General features: G+C 43.7%; 15 protein-coding genes and 1 pseudogene. 13 read left to right on the forward strand and 3 right to left on the reverse strand.

Annotation, left to right across the window (positions count from 1 at the left end; genetic code table 11):
• Position 1 precedes the first annotated feature (1 nt).
• The 13 genes from rffA (at position 2) to rlmF (ending at position 16,248) form a co-directional block, all read left to right on the forward strand.
• Complete coding sequence (gene rffA, locus ABW391_RS15910) at positions 2-1,147, forward strand: dTDP-4-amino-4,6-dideoxygalactose transaminase (protein WP_353482880.1); 1,146 nt, start codon at positions 2-4, stop codon at positions 1,145-1,147.
• A gap of 4 nt (positions 1,148-1,151) precedes the next feature.
• Positions 1,152-2,351: a glycosyltransferase family 4 protein gene (locus ABW391_RS15915; RefSeq protein ID WP_353482881.1), complete on the forward strand. Its 1,200-nt coding sequence runs from the start codon at positions 1,152-1,154 to the stop codon at positions 2,349-2,351.
• Positions 2,348-3,082, forward strand: a complete 735-nt coding sequence (locus ABW391_RS15920) for a WecB/TagA/CpsF family glycosyltransferase (protein WP_353482882.1) — start codon at positions 2,348-2,350, stop codon at positions 3,080-3,082. The genes ABW391_RS15915 and ABW391_RS15920 overlap by 4 nt, the downstream gene beginning before the upstream one ends.
• A complete protein-coding gene (rfbF, locus tag ABW391_RS15925; protein WP_353482883.1) occupies positions 3,082-3,855 on the forward strand; it encodes a glucose-1-phosphate cytidylyltransferase in 774 nt (257 codons plus the stop codon). The genes ABW391_RS15920 and rfbF overlap by 1 nt, the downstream gene beginning before the upstream one ends.
• 52 nt (positions 3,856-3,907) lie before the next feature.
• Positions 3,908-4,963, forward strand: coding sequence for an NAD-dependent epimerase/dehydratase family protein (locus ABW391_RS15930; protein ID WP_353482884.1), 1,056 nt, complete (start codon positions 3,908-3,910; stop codon positions 4,961-4,963).
• Positions 4,950-5,501: a dTDP-4-dehydrorhamnose 3,5-epimerase gene (gene rfbC / locus ABW391_RS15935; protein ID WP_353482885.1), complete on the forward strand. Its 552-nt coding sequence runs from the start codon at positions 4,950-4,952 to the stop codon at positions 5,499-5,501. Before ABW391_RS15930 ends, rfbC begins: the two co-directional genes overlap by 14 nt.
• A 29-nt stretch (positions 5,502-5,530) precedes the next feature.
• A complete protein-coding gene (locus ABW391_RS15940; RefSeq protein WP_353482886.1) occupies positions 5,531-6,799 on the forward strand; it encodes a methyltransferase domain-containing protein in 1,269 nt (422 codons plus the stop codon).
• 99 nt (positions 6,800-6,898) lie between these two features.
• Positions 6,899-8,233 (forward strand): glutamate-1-semialdehyde 2,1-aminomutase, encoded by a 1,335-nt coding sequence (locus ABW391_RS15945; protein ID WP_353482887.1) that lies wholly within the window; start codon positions 6,899-6,901, stop codon positions 8,231-8,233.
• 39 nt (positions 8,234-8,272) lie between these two features.
• Complete coding sequence (locus ABW391_RS15950; protein ID WP_353482888.1) at positions 8,273-9,535, forward strand: DUF4910 domain-containing protein; 1,263 nt, start codon at positions 8,273-8,275, stop codon at positions 9,533-9,535.
• Positions 9,536-9,588: 53 nt separating this feature from the next.
• The gene (locus tag ABW391_RS15955; RefSeq protein ID WP_353482889.1) at positions 9,589-12,606 is read left to right on the forward strand and encodes a right-handed parallel beta-helix repeat-containing protein; all 3,018 of its coding nucleotides are present in this window, start codon (positions 9,589-9,591) and stop codon (positions 12,604-12,606) included.
• A gap of 141 nt (positions 12,607-12,747) precedes the next feature.
• Positions 12,748-13,866, forward strand: coding sequence for a GDP-mannose 4,6-dehydratase (gmd, locus tag ABW391_RS15960; protein ID WP_353482890.1), 1,119 nt, complete (start codon positions 12,748-12,750; stop codon positions 13,864-13,866).
• Between the two features lie 19 nt (positions 13,867-13,885).
• Positions 13,886-14,842, forward strand: coding sequence for a GDP-L-fucose synthase (fcl, locus tag ABW391_RS15965; protein WP_353482891.1), 957 nt, complete (start codon positions 13,886-13,888; stop codon positions 14,840-14,842).
• A gap of 359 nt (positions 14,843-15,201) precedes the next feature.
• Positions 15,202-16,248, forward strand: coding sequence for a 23S rRNA (adenine(1618)-N(6))-methyltransferase RlmF (gene rlmF, locus ABW391_RS15970; protein ID WP_353482892.1), 1,047 nt, complete (start codon positions 15,202-15,204; stop codon positions 16,246-16,248).
• A 4-nt stretch (positions 16,249-16,252) separates the two neighbouring features.
• Here rlmF and ABW391_RS15975 read toward each other — a convergent pair whose 3' ends face one another.
• The 3 genes and pseudogenes from ABW391_RS15975 to ABW391_RS15985 form a co-directional block, all read right to left on the reverse strand.
• The gene (locus ABW391_RS15975; protein ID WP_353482893.1) at positions 16,253-16,549 is read right to left on the reverse strand and encodes a chaperone modulator CbpM; all 297 of its coding nucleotides are present in this window, start codon (positions 16,547-16,549) and stop codon (positions 16,253-16,255) included.
• Entirely contained in the window at positions 16,539-17,432 is an 894-nt protein-coding gene (locus tag ABW391_RS15980; RefSeq protein ID WP_353482894.1) for a DnaJ C-terminal domain-containing protein, read from the reverse strand. Before ABW391_RS15980 ends, ABW391_RS15975 begins: the two co-directional genes overlap by 11 nt.
• A gap of 63 nt (positions 17,433-17,495) precedes the next feature.
• Positions 17,496-17,909: pseudogene (locus tag ABW391_RS15985) on the reverse strand (saccharopine dehydrogenase family protein); the annotation flags it as partial.

Consider the following 17,909-nt stretch of genomic DNA (forward strand, 5'->3'; position numbering starts at 1 on the left):
AATGGAACATAAAATCCCGTTCAACAAACCATTTCTAACCGGAAAGGAAGAACACAATATTGGCCTTACCCTGAAGTCAGGGCATCTTAGCGGGAATGGCTCATTTACACAAAAATGCCAGAACTATTTTGAATCGCAGTATCGTTTCGGCAAATGTCTTTTGACAAGCTCCTGTACGGATGCCCTGGAAATTGCGGCCATACTACTAGACATACAGGCAGGAGATGAAGTCATCGTGCCTTCGTATACTTTTGTTTCTACGGCAAACCCCTTTCTGTTGAGAGGTGCCAAAATTGTATTTGCTGATTCCAGAGCAGATCACCCGGGTATTGATGAGCTTAGCATCGAAGCATTAATCACTCCGAAAACCAAAGCCATCGTAGTTGTTCATTATGCCGGAGTCGCCTGCGACATGGACATCATAATGGAGCTCGCAAATCGCTATGGATTGTGGGTAGTAGAAGATGCAGCTCAAGCCATCGACGCGTACTACAAGGGCAAGCCTTTGGGCGGAATTGGTCATTTAGGGGCTTTTTCCTTTCACGAAACGAAGAACATTATTTGTGGGGAGGGTGGATTATTAGTGATTAATGATGAACGCTTTATCAAACGTGCAGAAATCATTTGGGAAAAAGGGACCAACCGCTCTGCATTTTTTAGAGGAGAAGTTGATAAATATGGTTGGGTAGACATTGGATCTTCTTTTTTACCCTCAGAACTTGTTGCTGCCTTTTTACATGCCCAGTTGGAAAACCTAAGTTTCATTCAAAAAAGAAGGACGGAAATTTGGGAAAGATATTACGAAAATTTAAAGGATTTTGCCATGGAACAAAACATCATGCTGCCCTATGTTCCGGAATATGCAACGAACAATAGTCACATGTTTTACCTTGTATTAAAAAACCTACAAGAACGTAGTGCACTCATTCAGAAGCTCAAGGAAAAAGACATTCATGCAGTATTTCATTATTTATCCTTACACAATAGCTCTTTTTTCAGGGGGAAACATGACCAACGGGAACTTCCGAACAGCGATAGATATACTGATAGTTTGCTTCGCTTACCGCTGTTTTTTGAACTGACTGAACAGGATCAGAACCGAGTTACCGAGACCATTAAGAATTCATTGTTAATCGTTAAAAATTAGTGAGATGAAAATATTAATCATTCATACCTTTTACCGATTCAAAGGCGGAGAAGACAATTTAGTGCTTGACGAAATGGCATTGCTGCAAGGGGCCGGATTTACTGTTGAACTATTGCAATTTAAAAACCGAAGTCATTTTTTTAGTTCGCTTTTTCCAGTTTTATTTCTGCCTTTTAACCTATACTCATTTATCACCACCATCATTAAAATTCGCAAATATCAGCCGGATGTTGTTCATGTACACAATTGGCATTTCGCTGCTTCTCCTTCGGTTGTCGTAGCATGCCATTATTGTAAAGTCCCAGTAGTATTGTCTTTGCACAACTATAGGCTCATTTGCCCTTCTGCAACACTTTTGCACAAAGGAGAGCTGTTTTTGGACAGCATTAAGCAAGAATTCCCATGGAAAGCAGTCCAGCTTAGAGTTTACAGAAACTCAATTTTTCAAACATTCTGGCTTGCTTTTAGCATTTACCTGCATAAAAAATTAAAAACCTGGGAAAAGGTAAGCGCTTATGTCGTCAATTCAGAGTTTGAAGTTAAAACTTTTCTGCAATCGACGCTGGGCGTTCCTGAAGACAAATTTGTAATCAAAAGCAATTCAATCCCTGACCCTACTTTTGAGGAGGAGATTAAAAGGGGCAATCATTTTGTATTCATCGGAAGATTGGTTTCCGAAAAAGGGGTAGATGTTTTGCTGGAAGCTTTTGCAAAAAACAACCTTGAACTGGTGATTTATGGCTACGGCCCTTTGGAGCAAAAAGTAAAAACGAGTGCAATTCAGCATCCAAATATAACCTACAAAGGGGCTCTGCCGCATGATAAATTATCAGAGGAAATGCGGAATTGCACCGCACTGATCTTTCCATCTATTTGGTACGAGGGCATGCCTTTAACTTTATTGCATGCTTTTTCAACGGGAACGCCAGTCATCGCTAGTAACATTGGGGCCATGTCCACCATGGTTAAAGACCATCACAATGGATTACACTTTAGAACGGGGGATGCAGCTGATTTAGCTCAAAAATTGGCGTACTGGAATAACCTGCCCGAAACGGAAAAAGAAGCGTTCGGACTAAGATCAAGAAAAACATATGAAGATTGTTACACGCCTGAAAGCAATTTAAAAAGCCTACAGTCGGTGTACGATGGGGTGAAAAAAAGAACTACATCCGAATTGGAATACTACAACAGCTACGAATGAAGAACTATACCTCTACCTCGTTTTTTAATTTCAAGCTTTTTTCGGGATCACTAGATGAACTCGTTTCTGGTCAGAAAATTCTAGTAAATACGCTCAATCAGTACTCGTATTGCATCGCAGAAAAAGATCCAGAATTTAAAAAAGCACTAATCGGCGCAGACGTATTGCTTCCCGACGGGGTGGCCATTACTGCCTCTATCCGCTGGTTAAGCGGAGAAAAAGTATCAAAGATTGCAGGTGCGGATGTACATGAATACCTGTTGTCGTATCTGAATAGCAAAGGCGGAAAATGCTTTTATTTGGGGTCTTCGGAAGAAGTATTGTTGAAAATCCAAAACCGCCTGAAAAAAGATTATCCCCGGGTTAGCGCTGGATTTTGCTCACCACCCTATAAAGCTTCCTTCACAGCGGAAGACAGTCAAGCCATGATTGAAGCAGTGAATGCTTTTCAACCAGAGGTATTGTTTGTGGGGATGACGGCTCCAAAGCAAGAAAAATGGACTTACCAATTTCACTCAGCTTTGGATGTGAGGATAACCTGTTGTATTGGCGCTGTCTTTGATTTTTATGCGGGAAGTATGAAGCGCCCAAGCCAGTTGTGGATTGATTTGGGATTGGAATGGCTCGGAAGATTGATTAGTGAACCAAAAAGATTGTGGAGACGATACCTCTACTATGGTCCCATCTTTATTTATGGGATGATTAAGGAAAAAATTAAAACAGAACCATAATGAAAGCAATTATTCTAGCTGGCGGCCTTGGCACCCGCTTATCAGAAGAAACAGTCCTCAAACCAAAACCGATGGTTGAAATTGGTGGGAAACCCATTTTATGGCACATCATGAAAATTTATTCCCATTACGGAATAAATGAATTCATCATCTGCTGTGGGTACAAAGGATATGTCATCAAGGAGTATTTCGCTAATTATTTCTTGCATCAATCGGATGTAACTTTTGATATGGCGACAAATTCCATGGAAGTTCATGAAAAAAGAGCAGAACCTTGGAAAATTACACTGGTAGACACTGGCGAAGAAACCATGACGGGGGGACGACTCAAACGGGTTGAAGCTTATATAAAGGACGAAGAAGCATTTTGTTTTACCTACGGAGATGGGGTAGGCAGTGTTGATATCAATGCTTTGATTAATTTTCATTTAAAACACGGGAAAGAAGCCACCCTAACCGCAACCTACATTCCTGGCCGTTTTGGCGCCTTGGATCTTTCAGAAGACCAGGTCAATAGTTTTAAAGAAAAACCCAAAGGTGATGGCGCCATGATCAATGGTGGTTATTTTGTACTATCACCAAAAGTCCTGCAAAGGATTGAGGGCGATCCTACTGTTTGGGAACAAGAACCTTTGAACAAACTGGCTGAGGATGGCCAATTGATGGCTTATCGCCACGAAGGCTTTTGGCTGCCAATGGATACCATCCGTGACAAAAATGACCTCCAACAAATGTGGGATTCGGGGAATGCTCCCTGGAAAGTATGGAAATAATCGGAAACCAAGCTCCGGATTTTTGCACCAATTCATATAATATTTGTACAAAATGAAAGTACTCATCACTGGCAACCTTGGCTATGTTGGCCCAGGTATCGTCAAAGAACTTCGAAAATTTCATCCCGATGCCTTCCTGATTGGTTATGATATTGGATATTTTGCCAAATACATTACCAGCAACACGATCAGCCCTGACTCCCTGCTCAATGCACAGTACTTCGGAGATGTACGGCAATTCCCCGAGCACTTGCTGGAAGGAGTTGATGTAGTGGTCAGTTTGGCCGCCATTTCCAATGACCCGATCGGCAACCGCTTCGAAGAACCAACCCTGGATATCAACTACAAAGCCAATATTGAAATTGCCAAAATGGCCAAAAGGCAGGGGGTGAAAAAATTCATTTTTGCTTCCAGCTGTAGTGTATACGGGAGTGCGGAAGATACACCCCGCGTAGAATCCTCTACTCTGGATCCCCTCACTGCTTATGCCAAGTCAAAAGTATTATCTGAAGAAGGACTGGAAGGACTGGCTGCAGAGGGGTTTCAAATTACCTGTTTGCGGTTTGCCACTGCCTGCGGAATGAGCGACCGCTTGCGCCTGGACTTGGTACTCAACGATTTTGTGGCAGGGGCTATAACTTCAAGCAAGATTACTATCCTCAGCGATGGGTCGCCCTGGAGGCCACTGATTAATGTTTTAGATATGGCTAGAGCAATCCGTTGGGCGGCAGAACGGGAGAATCAAAATGGAAGAACCTTCATTACCGTCAATACCGGAAGCAATCAATGGAATTATCAAGTCAAAGATTTGGCTTTAGAGATTCAGAAAATCCTGCCAGGGATTGAAGTGTCCATCAACCCAGACGCACAACCAGATAAACGTTCCTATCGGGTGAGTTTCGATCTTTTTGAATCCTTGGCACCACAACATCAGCCTCAATATCAGCTTCAGGATACTGTGAAGGGATTGATTCAGGGGCTGGAATCTATTCATTTTCAAGACGCCAATTACCATCAGTCGGAACTGATTCGTTTAAACGTGATTAAGGATTTATTGGCTCGGCAAACTATGGATAGTCAACTAAAGCTGGTGCATGATTTTTCATAAAACAGCGCTGGAAGGTGCCTACATCATAGATCTGGAGCCGTTCAGTGACGAACGAGGCTTGTTTGCACGTACCTTTTGTAAACGCGAGTTTGCTGCAATTGGGCACAGTAAGGAATTTGTCCAGTTCAACCACTCTCATTCCAATCACCAAGGAACCTTAAGAGGTTTGCATTATCAACGCCCCCCGCATGCCGAGATCAAATTGATCCGTTGTATTCGGGGCAGCGTTTTTGATGTCATTGTTGACCTGAGGCACCAATCTCCAACTTTTTTACAGCATTTAAGCGTTGAATTGTCCGAACAAAATTTGCGGATGATTTATATACCGGAAGGATTTGCACATGGATTTCAAACTTTACAGGATCATACGGAACTCATTTACCACCATACGGCTTTTTATGCACCTGATTCAGATGGAGCAGTTCGTTACAACGATCCCCGAATCAACATACAATGGCCATTAACCACAACCACCATTTCGGAAAAAGACAATAACATTCCCTTCCTCGCTCAAACGTTTGAAGGCCTAGTTATTTGATTTTTCCAGACTTATCAATATTTACAATCATGCAAACACAAACAAATAACCACAACTCTTCAGGCAGCAGTAAATGCCGCTTTTGTTCAACTGAATTGCAGCACGGCGTTGTTGATTTAGGCATGTCCCCCCTCTGCCAAAAACACGTTACACCAGAACATGCCAATGACGTAGAGAAGTTTTACCCCCTTCATGCTTACGTGTGTCATTCTTGTTGGTTGGTTCAATTGGAAGAATTTGCCGCACCTGATGAAATTTTTTCTGAAGAATATGGCTATTTTTCTTCCTTCTCCGACTCCTGGCTGGAACATGCCCGCCTCTACACTGAGATGATGATCGAGCGTTTTGGCCTCGATTCGGATAAACTGGTGGTAGAAATTGCCAGCAATGATGGCTACCTTTTGCAATGGTTTGTTCAGAAAAATATTCCCGTATTGGGTGTAGAACCATCCGGGAATGTTGCTGCAGCAGCCCGTGAGAAAGGAATCCGCACCGAAGGACAATTTTTCGGAACCGAAACCGCCAAACAATTGGCTGTTCAATATGGTAAAGCTGATCTGCTGTTGGGAAATAACGTATTGGCACACGTCCCCGACCTCAATGACTTTGTCCGAGGGATGAAAGAGATGTTGGCCGAAGGGGGAGTGATTACGATGGAGTTCCCACACTTGCAAAGATTGATTGAGGAAAATCAATTTGACACCATCTACCACGAACATTTCTCCTATTTTTCCTTCGTGGCGGTCAACCGGGTCTTCGCCCATCATGGGATTACTTTATTTGACGTCCAAGAATTACCAACCCACGGTGGGTCACTGCGCATTTTTGGGCGCCACACGGAGGATGAAACCAAAGCCATTACGGACAATGTCCGCGAACTCATCCACCGCGAACAAGAACTGGGAATGGAAACCTTGGATTATTATGCCACTTTTGAAGAGAAAGTTAAGGAAACCAAACGCAAACTCCTGACTTTTTTGATTGAAGCCAAACGAGAGGGCAAAACGGTGGTAGGTTATGGCGCACCCGGAAAAGGAAATACCCTGCTGAACTACTGCGGCATCCGCACTGATTTTGTGGATTATACTGTTGATCGCAGCCCCCACAAACAGGGGAATTTTCTACCCGGCACCCATATTCCGGTTTATACTCCAGATAAAATTGCAGAGACCCGCCCGGATTATGTATTGATCCTTCCTTGGAACCTCAAGAAAGAAATCAGTCAACAGATGGCACATGTACTGGAGTGGGGAGGAAAATTTGTTATTCCTATTCCAGAGGTACAGGTCCTGGATTAAAATGGGGCTTATTTTATGGCGTCAACCTTGAGCTTTTACATTGGGTGATGAAGATGTTAGGCTAATCTGAAAGGGTAAAAAATAAAACTCACCAAACAAATGCAACACAAAAACTTCGAAAAATCGCTTGAGTTGAAGAAAAAAATTCATCAACTCATTCCAGGTGGCTGTCATACGTATGCAAAAGGCGACGACCAGTTCCCCGAATTTCATCCCCCTTATCTTACCAAAGGTGAGGGGTGTCGGGTATGGGACGTTGATGGCAACGAGTACATCGAATACGGGATGGGGTTGCGTGCAGTCGCGCTGGGACATGCATATCCCGCAGTAATTACTGCAGCTTGCCAACAAATGTGGAAGGGTATCAATTTCGCCCGTCCAGCTACCATAGAGCTGGAAGCAGCCGAGGCCTTTTTAAAAGTAGTACCTGGTGCTGATATGGTCAAATTTTCTAAAAATGGATCAGATGTTACCACTGCTGCACTCAAACTTTCAAGGGCTTACACCGGGCGGGACATGGTGGCCATTTGTGCAGATCATCCCTTCTTTTCGGTTGACGACTGGTTCATTGGCACTACTACCGTCAATGCGGGCATACCCCAGTCCGTACGCGACTTGACCGTAAGCTTTCAATACAATAACTTAGCAAGTGTAAAGTCTTTATTTGATCAATACCCGGGTCAACTGGCCTGTTTGATCATGGAAGTAGAAAAAAACGACCCCTTTGATCCTCAATTCCTCCATGGAGTGCAGCAATTGTGCAAAGACAATGGTACTGTGTTCATCATTGATGAAATGATCACTGGATTTCGCTGGCACATTGGTGGGGCACAAACCCTTTACAATATCGTTCCCGATCTCTCAACCTTTGGCAAAGCCATGGGCAATGGATTCGCTATCTCTGCTTTGGCCGGGAAAAGAGAAATCATGGAACTAGGCGGTTTATACCACGATCAGGAAAGGGTCTTTTTATTGTCCACTACGCATGGGGCAGAAAACCACGCCCTTGCGGCCTTTATTGCGGTGGTAAAAGAGTACCAGGAAAAAGACGTGATTGGACACATGCAAGTTCAAGGCGAAAGGCTTCGGCAGGGCCTCAATCAATCCATTGCAGAGCATGGCCTGCAAGACTATGTAGGAGTACACGGTTTTCCGGTTTGTTTGGTTTTTTCTACCCGCGACGAACAGCGCCGCCCCTCCCAACCATTCCGTACTTTACTGTTGCAGGAATTGATCAAAGGAGGAGTTATCGCACCCAATTTGGTGTTGAGCTATGCGCACAAAGAGAAAGACATTGATCAAACCGTTGGTATATTTCATAAAGCGCTTGCGATTTACCGCAAAGCAATTGATGAGGGTGTCGAAAATTATTTAGAAGGGGAAGCAGTACAACCTGTTTACCGGAAATGGAACCAGTTGGAAAAGAACCATTAATTAAGCGTTATGGAGAACCTAACTTCGATAGGAACAAGTATGTATGCTTTGGCCGAGAGATTGTTTCCTATTTGTAGAAGCATCACTGGTGATGGCGTACGACAATCGTTGCGTATTTTGCAGGAATATATCCCGATTGAAATTCACGAAGTGCCCAGCAATACGCCTGTTTTTGATTGGACCGTTCCCAAAGAATGGAACATTCGAGATGCTTGGGTCATCGGCCCGCACGGAAAAAAAATAATTGATTTTAAGGAGCACAATCTCCATATCCTGCAGTATAGCATACCTGTACACCAAGTGTTGAGTTTGGAGGACTTGAAGAAGCATCTCTTTACATTGCCCGATAAACCTGATCTGATTCCATATCGAACTTCCTATTATCAGGAAAACTGGGGTTTTTGTTTGGCCCACAACCAATACCTGGAATTACCGGATGGTGATTATGAGGTTTACATTGATTCAACTTTGGAAGAAGGCAGTTTGACCTATGGTGAGCTTTATATTCCTGGTGATTCGGAGGAGGAGGTTCTTTTTTCGGCACACATTTGCCACCCTTCCCTGGCCAACGACAACCTTTCCGGGATAAGTTTACTGACCTTTTTGGCCAAATTACTACAGGAACAAAAAAATAGATATTCTTATCGATTTTTGTTCATTCCAGGAACCATTGGCTCAATTACCTGGCTAGCCCTGAACGAACCTAAAGTAAAGCACATTAAACATGGACTGGTTGTGTCACTGGTAGGGGACGCAGGTGGGTTCACTTTTAAAAAAAGCCGGCGAGGCGATTCCGAAATTGATCAGGTGGTCGCATATGTATTGAGAAATTCGGGGTACCCTTGTGAAATCATTGATTTTTTCCCTTATGGATACGATGAGCGTCAATTTTGTTCGCCGGGATTTAATCTGCCTGTTGGAAATCTAACTCGTTCACCTTTTGGGAGTTACCCGGAATATCATACCTCTGGCGACAACCTGCAGCTGATTCAACCCACTTTTCTTCAAGCCTCGTTTGACATATATTTAGAGATTGTTGAGATTTTAGAACAGAACGTCAATTATCAAAATCTTTATCCAAAATGTGAGCCTCAATTGGGAAAAAGGGGTTTGTACGAAGCAATTGGAGGGGATAGTGACCAAAAAGACCTACAAATGGCAATGCTTTGGTTATTGAATTTTGCAGATGGGAAAAACTCACTTTTAAATATTGCAGAAAAATCAAAAATATCATTTGAAATGATGTTGAAATGTAGTAAAATTCTCATAGAAAATAAATTATTATCAGTATTTGGAAAATAGAGGGAAATATTATCCGTTCTTATTTTTGAGTAACTTATATAAAAAAACCGATTATGAAACAATTCACTCTATTTTCACTGCTGATTCTTAGCAGTGTACTTAACTCGTTTGCAGCCAATTACTATTTTTCTGCCTCAACCGGAGATGACAGCAGAAGCTCCGCGCAGGCGAAAAATGCTCAAACGCCTTGGAAAACTACAGCCAAGTTAAATTCCTTTTTTACACAGCTCCAACCAGGAGATTCAGTATTGTTCAAACGAGGCGAAGTCTTTTCTGGGGGCATTCAAATTGTTAAGTCCGGTACGGCTTCTTTACCTATTGTTTTAGCTGCTTATGGAAAAGGTGCACGGCCAGTGATCAGTGGATTTTCCAATATTTCAACCTGGACTGCGCTTGGTGGCGGTATTTATGAAAGCCCAGTGATCAACACACCTGGAAAAGTAAACATGGTGGCCATCAACAATACCAGTTATGCCATGGGAAGATATCCCAATGCAAACGCCGCCAATAAAGGCTTTTTAACCTTTGAAGGGCACGGAAGCCTATACCTCGTTGACAACCAACTTCCCGCTAGCCCAGCCTGGAAGAATGCGGAGTTGGTGGTTCGAACTTCCAGGTGGACCATCGAAAGAGTACCGATAACCACTACAACCAAAGCCAGAATTAACTACAGCAAGGCTACAGATTACGATTTGGAGGATGGTTATGGCTACTTCATTCAAAATGACATCAAAACCCTAGATCAGTTTGGGGAATGGTATTACAATCCGACCACCAAAAAACTCAATGTTTTTTTTGGCACCAAATCACCTACTGCTTATACCGTTCAGATCGCAACAACCAATACCTTAATCGAGTCAAAAGCCAGTGACATTGTGATCGCCAACCTGGCTATTAATGGGGCCAATCAATACGGCGTTTATTCCAATACGGCGAATTTGAAAAACCTGAAGATCAAAAATTCGCAGATTTTATGTTCAGGAATAGATGCCATACGTGTATACGGCTGCTCGAATTTTGTTTTGGAGAATTCGGAAATAACCAATTCAAATAGCATCGCAGTTAACCTGAAATACAACGCCACCGATGCGGTTTTAACCAAAAACACCATCCGAAATTCTGGCATTTTTCCAGGCATGATTACCGAAAACCAAGCATACGGAATCATCAGCTACACGAAAGGATTTAAAGCAGAATACAATCAAATCATCAAAACGGGGTATGTTGGTATAAGATTTGCAGGAGACAACAACATCATCAAAAACAACTACATCGATACTTTTTGCCTGGTTATTGATGATGGAAGTGGGATATATACCTGGACGGGAAAGGAAAATAAAACTTTTTTGAATCGAAGCATCATTGGCAACATTGTGCTAAATGGTTTGGGGGCACCAGAAGGTACCAACCGTATGGATTATGCTGCAGCAGAAGGTATTTATTTGGATGACAACGCTACCAACGTTGATATTATTGGAAATACTGTTGCCCATTGTACAAATAATGGGATCTACATTCACAACGCCAGGAACATTAAAATTCAAAACAACACATTATACAACAATAAAATACAAATAAAAACAGTTCATGATGACTTAGGGGATCCCATCCGGAATGCGGTTTTTACGGGCAACAAATTTTTCTCAAAGATGACCGATCAACCTACCTTTTATTTCAAGTCAGATTTAAATGACTTTGCTTCGATGGGTAGCTTTTCCGGGAATTATAATGCCCGCCCGTTTGATGAAAACTTAACCATCTTGTCGGACTATGACCAACCGGGTGTAGGCAATGTGCATAAAATGTATGACTCCAGAAGCCCCGTTCTACCGTACGGGAAAAACCTGGATAACAAGGGAGTCTCGATGCGATTCCGGCCATACAATTTGGTTTCAATAGACGCCAGCCGCAATAAATACGCTAATACGGGCTTCGAAAATACTTCTATGGGCGTGTCTTGTTGGTCCCCTAATGGCGATTGTGCCACAACCTGGTCAACAGCTAGTGTATTGGATAAAAGAGCGGTAAAAATCTCCGGGAAAAGCCTTGGGGTTGTGGCTTTAAATTGTGGGGCGATAGATCGGTCCAAACAGTACATTCTTCGTTTCAGTGCGGTTGCTGAAAGAGAAACCCAGATTGAGGTGTTTTTGAGACATAGTACTTCTCCTTGGAGTCCCATTTCAAGCTCAAAAAAGATTTACCTCAATCCAAACCGGACAGAATACGAGGTGCTTTTTTCGTTCCCGTCCTCGGTATCAGCAGGCCACCTGATTTTTCAGGCATTCAATGAGAATTTTTCTTATTGGCTGGACAATGTAGGTTTGTATGAAGCTACTGCCAGTAGTGTGAAGGAGGATGAATCCATTAAATTTGAATACAATCCAACTTCATCTGATAAAACAATCTTACTGGGTGCAAGTTATGTGGATGTGAAAAATACAACCTATACAGATAAGGTGGTTTTGAAACCTTATGAGTCAATTGTTTTGATGAAAAAAGCAGGTAGCCTTCCAAACATATCAGGGAGTATAGAAAGTTTCAATGCTCAAATTGAAGAATGCCGGGTGCTGTTGAATTGGAATTGGGTAGTCAATGAAGATTTTGACCATTTTGAACTTGAAAAAAGAGGAGATGGAAATACTTTTGCATCGATTTCAAAAATTAACAGCTTTGGTAAGGTTGGGTTACAATCGTTTCAATACCTTGATTCCGAAACAAAGAATGAGAATTATTACCGACTGAAGTATGTCTACAAAGATGGCAACTTTACTTATTCCGAAATTCTTGAAGAAAAGACAAATTGTGAAGCTGGCACTTGGCAAATTTACCCCAACCTGTTAAATGGAGGGAACGCAGAATTAACCATCAAGTTGTTTACTCAACAGCCTTCGGTCATCTTTACTATTGTTGATCAATTTGGCCGAAAAATCAAAACTTTCCAGGCTGAAACCATCTCTGGTTGGAATATATTGAGATGGAATTTGCCGGATTTGTACGCTGGAATGTACTATCTTCATCATTCAGGCGGCCTGCTCAGTAAGGCACTCCCTTTTGTGGTGGGCAAAAACTAACTCTTCATTAAGAACAACAAACAATCATTTGTTTTTTTGGGCCTTTATCGCTGACAATAACAGCGGTAAAGGCCTATAATTTATTTCAAAATTGGTGGCAAACCAACCAATATTGTAGTTCAAAAAAAAATTTTAATTGACATGAACAAGAAACGTGCATTACTTACCGGGGTCACTGGCCAGGATGGAGCTTACCTCAGTGAATTGCTTCTAGCCAAAGGCTACGAAGTGCATGGCATCAAACGTCGCTCTTCCCTGTTTAACACCACGAGGATCGACCATCTTTATCAAGATCCTCATGAACGGGAACTGAATTTTTTTCTCCACTACGGAGATTTGACCGATTCAACCAACCTGATTCGAATCGTTCAGGAAGTGCAACCAGATGAAATTTATAATCTGGGTGCCCAGTCACACGTACAGGTCAGTTTTGAATCACCAGAGTACACCGCTAATGCAGATGGAACTGGGGCACTCCGCTTGTTGGAAGCCATTCGGTTTTTGGGATTAGAGAAAAAAACAAAATTCTACCAAGCCTCCACCTCCGAGTTGTACGGCTTGGTACAAGAGGTGCCTCAAACCGAGCGTACCCCTTTTTATCCACGTTCTCCGTATGGGGTCGCCAAGCTTTATGCCTACTGGATAACCGTTAACTACCGCGAGGCGTACGATCTTTATGCGTGCAATGGCATCCTGTTCAACCATGAAAGCCCTCTGCGCGGCGAAACCTTTGTTACCCGCAAAATTACCCGTGCGGTGTCCAAGATTGGGTTGGGTTTGCAGGACAAACTTTTCCTTGGCAACCTAGATGCGCAGCGCGATTGGGGCCACGCCAAAGACTATGTAGAAGCGATGTGGTTGATGCTTCAACAACCACAAGCAGAAGATTTTGTCATTTCAACCGGTGTAGCAACCAGCGTTCGTGATTTTGTTCGCATGGCATTCCAGGAAATCGGTGTCGAACTTGAGTTTCAGGGAAAAGGTCGCGATGAGGTTGGCATTGTTTCTGAATCCAATCACCCCGATTATCGCTTACAGCTAGGTCAGGAAGTTGTTTCCATTGATCCGCGCTATTTCCGACCAGCCGAGGTTGAATTATTGATTGGAGACAGCACCAAAGCCAGAGAAAAACTGGGTTGGCAACCCAGCTATGATTTGAATGGGCTGGTGAAGGAAATGGTTGCTGCTGACTTGGATCTATTTCAACAGAATCGGGTACTCAAGGAGGCTGGTTTTGCTGTGAAAAATGAATTTGAATAATTAAGAACAATTGCAGAACATGGAAAAGTCCAGCAAAATATACGTTGCCGGGCATCGCGGAATGGTGGGATCTGCCATTTTGCGGTGCCTGATCAAGGAAGGTTTTCAAAATCTGGTTACCCGTACTTCCAGTGAACTCGACCTGCGTAACCAGGCTGCTGTTCATGCATTTTTTGAACAGGAGCGCCCGGAATATCTTTTTCTCGCCGCAGCCAAAGTAGGGGGTATTGTTGCCAATAACACCTACCGCGGCGAATTCCTTTATGAGAACCTGATGATTCAAAACAACGTCATTCACGCGGCCAAAACATCTGGCGTGAAAAAGTTGCTGTTTCTTGGCTCTTCTTGTATTTACCCCAAACTGGCCCCCCAACCACTCAAAGAGGATCACCTCTTGACTGGTTTGCTTGAACCTACCAATGAGCCTTATGCCATTGCCAAGATCGCGGGAATCAAACTATGTGAGGCCTACCGGAGTCAGTACGGTTGCAACTTTATTTCCGCCATGCCAACCAACCTGTATGGCCCCAATGACAATTACGACCTACATACCAGTCACGTATTGCCTGCCCTCATTCGGAAGTTCCATGAGGCCAAGGTCAATGGCGATGACTTTGTCGAAATGTGGGGAACCGGCAAGCCACTGCGGGAATTTTTACATGTGGATGACCTGGCCGAAGCCAGCCTCTTCATGATGCTCCACTACGACGATGCCAGCCATGTCAACATCGGTACTGGCGAAGATTTATCCATCCTGGAATTGGCCCAGCTCATCAGCGATATCGTGGGTTTTACGGGTGAAATTCGCCTGAATACATCCAAACCGGATGGCACACCACGCAAATTGATGGATGTATCCAAAATACACCACCTGGGCTGGAAACACCGCATTGGTTTGCGGGAAGGAATCGAACGTACCTATGCCGAACTGGACAGCGAACTGTGGTTTAAAGCCTTGGAAAAAGCCAATGCCTGACCCCAACCCGCGCTAAGCGCACCCTCTCGGGTAATTATACAAAAGGCCACTGCGGTTTATAGCAGTGGCCTTTTGTGTTTTATAGTTTACGCCACCACAAAACTTAGTCCGGCAGTCTGTAAACCCGGAAGCACTCCAAAGAATAATGTCGTATTCGCGTAAAGACATGAAGTTGTGTGGTTAGTTGAGTATTAAAACCATTCAGAATGATTAAAGTTGGGGTTATTTATCGACAAACAATCCAAAAAAATCGGAAATGATTAATACGGTCTTTATCTTGAATTACCTTTGTGCCTTTGATAGCAAAAGTCGTTGATGCAGCTTTCGCAAACCATACCCTCATCAAACCACGATCATTTATGCCAAAAATGAAAAAGGAACTTCCCAATAAAAAAGCAATAGCCCGCTCCAAGGAAAAGAAAAAAGAGCATCCTACCGAAAAGGAACAACTCCATCCGCGCAACCGCCATCGGGCACGTTACGAATTCAAACTATTGAAAATCAGTCTTCCTGAACTGGCTCCATTCGTAAAACTGAACATCCATCAGGACGAATCCATTGACTTTGCTGACCCGGCAGCGGTGAAAATGCTCAATCGGGCCTTGCTCAAGCAGTATTACCACATCCTCAACTGGGACATCCCCGAAGGCTACCTGTGTCCGCCCATTCCGGGTCGGGCTGATTACATCCACCACATTGCCGATTTGTTGGGGACATCCAATTTTGGAACTATCCCGCAGGGCAGTGCCATTCGCTGCCTGGATTTGGGCATTGGTGCCAACTGTGTGTATCCCATCATCGGCGTCAGGGAATACGGTTGGTCATTTGTAGGTTCAGACATAGATGCAGTTGCGTTGGAATCAGCCAATCGCATCATTGCTGAAAACCCGGTTTTAACGGGCAAGGTGGAATGCCGCTTACAGCCCAACGCCAAAGTTTTCTTCAAAGGCATCATCCAGGCCGATGAGTACTTCGATTTGTCGATTTGCAATCCTCCCTTTCATGCCTCGGCGGAGGCTGCTGAGCAGGCTACCTTGCGCAAGTTGAGCAACCTCCAACACCAGGAGGTGACCGAAGTTGTCAAAAATTTTGGTGGACAAAATCAGGAATTGTGGTGCGAAGGGGGAGAAGAGACCTTTGTACGCGAAATGGTGCGCCAAAGTAAGCAATTTGCAACTTCGTGCTTTTGGTTTTCCAGCTTGATTTCCAAGCAATCTCACCTGAAGTATGTCTACGAAGCGCTGACCAAAGCGGGCGCGGTGGAAGTAAAAACCATCCCAATGGGCCAGGGCAACAAAACCAGCCGGGTAGTTGCCTGGACTTTTTTGACCAAAGACCAACAGGCTGCCTGGAAGACGTTGCGTTGGGGGGCCAAGTCTGCCGTAGTCGATAAAGATGATTGGTGATATTTTACACTGCTTCGTAAAAGCTCAATTTGTTTTTCACCGCAAGCAGTTCTTGTTGCAAGCTGCTGATCTGTTTCAATAAGGAGGCAATGGCATCAATGCCTTCCAGGTTGATGTTGAGGTCATAATGCAGGCGCAGCATTTTCTCCACTTCTGACAATTGCTCTTCGGGCAAGTATTGGGTGGCTTCAATTTCGATGATTTCCACCAGTTCATATTCCTGCAAAGCGATGATAAAAGCGGGCTCCGCATTGAGCTGGCTGCAAAATTGTTCCAGGAGGATCAAGCTTTTAGTTTCCATGGTTTCTGATTTTAGCCAATTCCGCAAACAATGCTTTTTCTTGCTCGCTGAGCTTGGTGGGCAATTTGACTTGATAGGTGATGTACAAATCGCCAAATTCTCCGTCTTTTTTGTAAACAGGAAAACCCTTGCCTTTCAATTTGACTTTGGTGCCGCTTTGGGTTTCGGGGGCAACCTTTAGTTTTACTTGTCCATCCAGGGTGTCTACGGTGGTGTCGCCACCCAATAAGGCAGTGTACAGGTCTATCTCAACACTTGCGTACAGATTGCTGCTCTCGCGTTTAAATTTGGGATGATCTGCAATTGAAAAAGTGATGTACAAATCTCCGTTGGGGCCGCCATTTGCGCCTGGTGCCCCATGCCCGGGAATCTTGATGGTCTGACCATTTTCAACGCCTGCTGGAATAGTGAGGCGAATGTTTTTACCGTTGACGGTCAGGGTTTGCTTCTGACTTACATACACATCCTTTAAGTCGAGTTGCAATTCGGCGTTCAGATCCTGGCCTTTGAATCGGGTCTGTCTGCCTCTTGGCCCGGCCTGGTTTTCAAACATCGATTCAAAAAAATCAGAAAAATCACCGGAGTACCCTTCAGAAGATTGCTGCCTTCCCGTGTTGCGTTGGGATTGCTGCTGCCTGGATTTTTCAATTTCATCGGCGTGTTGCCAGTCTTTGCCGTACTTGTCGTATTTTTTCCTTTTTTCAGGGTCGCTCAATACTTCATTGGCCTCATTGATTTCCTTGAATTTTTTTTCAGATTCTTTGTTGTTCGGATTTAAGTCAGGGTGGTATTTTCGCGCCAATTTGCGGTACGCAGCCTTGATGTCTTTTTCACTGGCGGTTTTGGGCAAGCCCAAAAGTTTGTAATAATCTATAAAGTCCATTTTCTTTTTTTTGCATTCATCTACTTCTGTAGCCAAGTTACAAGTTGCGCCTTAAATCCACATTTATGCAATGACAAAACTCAGTCCTGCAAAATTGGTCAACCTCGCGAGCAAGGCATCGCCCAAAGCGGTAGCCGGAGTCAATACCCCGAATTGTTCTGGAGCAACGGCTTCATCTTTGGCCAGGCATACTGCGCATTCCGCCAACATCTTGGAAGTAGATCCGTAACCTGGGTCGCGATCGCCTTTCACTATGGCTTTAACCACGGCACCATCGGGCATGACGCCATAGAAATGGAGATTAAAGAATCCGTTTTCCCGATCTTTTTTACTTGGTCCTTCACTGGGTTTGGGCATATAGTACTTAAAGATTTTTTGTATCAGTCCCCCTGGTTTTGCGCTGACCACTACCCCCAACAGCAACAAGATCAAATTCCCCATGATGCGACCTTTGAGTTCCTTGCCACTGATCATGGC

It is taken from the genome of Haliscomenobacter sp., from assembly GCF_040403615.1.
Classification (GTDB): Bacteria; Bacteroidota; Bacteroidia; order Chitinophagales; family Saprospiraceae; genus Haliscomenobacter.